This window comes from Bradyrhizobium sp. Leo170 (assembly GCF_004296405.1).
Taxonomy (GTDB): domain Bacteria; phylum Pseudomonadota; class Alphaproteobacteria; order Rhizobiales; family Xanthobacteraceae; genus Bradyrhizobium.
The window spans coordinates 1-2,630 of the sequence record NZ_PSRR01000595.1; the positions used below are offsets into that span (position 1 = coordinate 1).

The 2,630-nt window shown below is 63.3% G+C and carries 3 protein-coding genes; all 3 read left to right on the forward strand.

Annotation, left to right across the window (positions count from 1 at the left end; genetic code table 11):
- Window positions 1–94: 94 nt before the first annotated feature.
- The 3 genes from tnpA to tnpC are packed head-to-tail and all read left to right on the forward strand — an operon-like array spanning window position 95 to window position 2,539.
- Entirely contained in the window at window positions 95–496 is a 402-nt protein-coding gene (gene tnpA / locus CWO89_RS42890; RefSeq protein ID WP_028168800.1) for an IS66-like element accessory protein TnpA, read from the forward strand.
- Window positions 493–840, forward strand: coding sequence for an IS66 family insertion sequence element accessory protein TnpB (tnpB, locus tag CWO89_RS42895; RefSeq protein ID WP_130231914.1), 348 nt, complete (start codon window positions 493–495; stop codon window positions 838–840). The genes tnpA and tnpB overlap by 4 nt, the downstream gene beginning before the upstream one ends.
- 46 nt (window positions 841–886) lie before the next feature.
- A complete protein-coding gene (gene tnpC / locus CWO89_RS42900; protein ID WP_130584228.1) occupies window positions 887–2,539 on the forward strand; it encodes an IS66 family transposase in 1,653 nt (550 codons plus the stop codon).
- Window positions 2,540–2,630 lie beyond the last annotated feature (91 nt).

A 2,630-nucleotide genomic window follows, 5' to 3' on the forward strand; every position in this document is an offset into this window, starting at 1 on the left:
CTCCGCAGTACGCATCCGACGGCGGCCGTCTTGCGTGACGGGTGGTAATTAGCGAAGCGTGTGACCTTAAGTCTAGCTTTAAGGTCATCAGGCGATGCGGGTCGAGGTTTTGGGCGGGCTGGAGCGGCGGCGGCGCTGGTCGCAGGACGACAAGGCACGGATTGTCGAGGAGACGTTGGTGCCGGGCGCGAAGGTGACTGAGGTTGCGCGTCGCAACGGAGTAGCGGCCAGCCTGGTGTTTACCTGGCGTCGACAAGCACGGACATCGGAACAAGTTGTGCCATCTTTTACGCCGGTGCAGATCGCCGCCGCAGCGGCATCGGCTGAGGAAACTCCGAAGCTTTTGCCTACGGCTGACGGCCGAGTTCGCTCTGTGGCAGCCGCGCGTACTGGATTGATCGAGATCGATCTTGGCAACCGACGGTGCATCCGGGTGGATGCGCACGTCGATCCGGAGGCGCTGGCGCGGGTCCTCGATGTGCTTGGACGCCGATGATTGCTATACTGGGGAATGTGCGAGTGTGGCTCGCGACAGGCTACACGGATATGCGCAGAGGCTTTCCGTCGCTGGCACTCCAAGTGCAGGAGGTGCTGCGCAAAGACCCGCTCAGCGGTCATCTGTTCGTCTTCCGCGGTCGCCGCAGCGATCTTGTGAAGGCGATCTGGCACGATGGCCAGGGAGCCTGCTTGTTCACAAAAAGGCTCGAGAGAGGAAAGTTCATCTGGCCATCGGTTGCCGGTGAATCGGTCACGATCTCGCCGGCGCAGTTGAGCTATCTGTTGTCCGGGATCGATTGGCGCAACCCTCAAGAAACCCAGCGTCCGACGCGGGTCGGATAGCCGTTTTACGGTTTGAATCTGCTGCTCGATCTGATTCAATGGCTTCATGATATCGAAGCCGGACGATCTTCCATCGGACCTTGTGAGTGCCCTGGCGGCGCTGCAGGCCGAGCGTGAGGCGCGGCTGCAAGCCGAGGCGGTGGCTGCCAGTGCGCGGGCGGAACTGTCGGACAACGAAGCGCTGATCGCGCATCTCGAGCTGCGGATCGAGAAGCTCAAGCGCGAACTGTACGGGCAACGCTCCGAGCGCACAGCGCGGCTGCTCGAGCAACTGGAGTTAGAGCTCGAAGAACTCGCCACCACGGCGAGCGAGGATGAGCTTGCCGCGCAGGCCGCAGCGGCGAAGACGCAGAACGTCCGCCCCTTCATGCGCAAGCGGCCGGTGCGCAAGCCATGGCCGGATGACATCGAACGCGAGCGCGTCGTCATTGAGGCTCCAACAACCTGCGCCTGCTGCGGTGGATCGCGACTGGCGAAGATCGGTGAGGATGTGACCGGGACGCTGGAGGAGATCCCGCGCCGCTTCAAGCTGATCGAGACGGTACGCGAGAAGTTTACCTGCCGCGATTGCGAGAAGATCAGCCAGCCGCCCGCCCCGTTCCACGCCACGCCGCGCGGCTTCATCGGCCCACAATTGCTGGCGACGATCCTGTTCGACAAGTTCGGCATGCATATCCCGCTCAACCGCCAGAGTGCGCGCTTCAAGGCTGAGGGGATCGACCTGCCGTTGTCGACGCTGGCCGACCAAGTCGGCCACGGGACCTTCGCCGTCATGCCGCTCTTCCACTTGATCGAACGCCATGTACTCGCGGCCGAGCGCCTTCATGGCGACGACACCACCATCCGTATCCTGGCGAAGGGCAAGTGCACGACCGGGCGGATCTGGACTTATGTGCGGGATGACCGGCCGTTTGCCGGGCCTGCGCCGCCGGCGGCGGTCTATTACGCCTCGAGCGATCGACGAGGCGAGCATCCCCAGAAGCATCTGGCCGCCTTCGCCGGTATCCTGCAAGCCGATTGCTACAACGGCTTCGAGCCGCTGTTCGACCCGCAGAAGAAGGTGCTGCCGATCACGCCGGCGTTTTGCTTTGCCCATGCGCGGCGGGGCTTCTTCGAGCTGGCTGACATCGAGAAAAATGCCCGGGAAGGTAAGAAGGGCAAACCGGTCTCTCCGATCGCGCTGGAGGCGGTCAGACGCCTCGATGCGTTGTTCGAGATCGAGCGCGCCATTAACGGCCGCGGCGCCGACGAGCGGCGTGCCGTTCGCCGGGAAAAGAGCAAGCCGCTTCTCGAGGACATGCACGCCTGGTTGCTGCGTGAGCGCGAAACCCTCTCGCGCTCCTCCGAGGTCCTGAAGCCTATGAATTACATGCTCAGGCGCTGGGACGACTTCGCCCGCTTCCTCGACGATGGCAGGATCTGCTTGACCAACAATTGCGCTGAGCGCGCATTGAGAGGCATCGCATTGGGAAGGCGCAACTGGACCTTCGCCGGCAGCCAGCGCGGCGCCGACCGTGCCGCTATCATGCTGACGATGATCACGACTTGTCGCCTCAACGACGCCGATCCCAAGGCCTGGCTCGCTGACATCCTCGCCCGTATCGCCGATCTTCCCGCGTCGCGTCTGCACGAACTGCTGCCCTGGGAATGGAAACTCCTGCGCCAAGGCGACAAGCCCGCCGATCAGCAGGCCGCCTGATCTTCACGCAACGCCATCATAGAGCTCGCCGTGCCCGCGCGCATGCGTCGATCAGGCGGTCTTCGTCGTATGCGAACGCTCCGCATGGAGT

Coding starts and splice junctions, on each gene's coding strand:
- tnpA (WP_028168800.1), top strand. CDS start 95: ATGCGGGTCGAGGTTTTGGGCGGGCTGGAGCGGCGGCGGCGCTGGTCG.
- tnpB (WP_130231914.1), top strand. CDS start 493: ATGATTGCTATACTGGGGAATGTGCGAGTGTGGCTCGCGACAGGCTAC.
- tnpC (WP_130584228.1), top strand. CDS start 887: ATGATATCGAAGCCGGACGATCTTCCATCGGACCTTGTGAGTGCCCTG.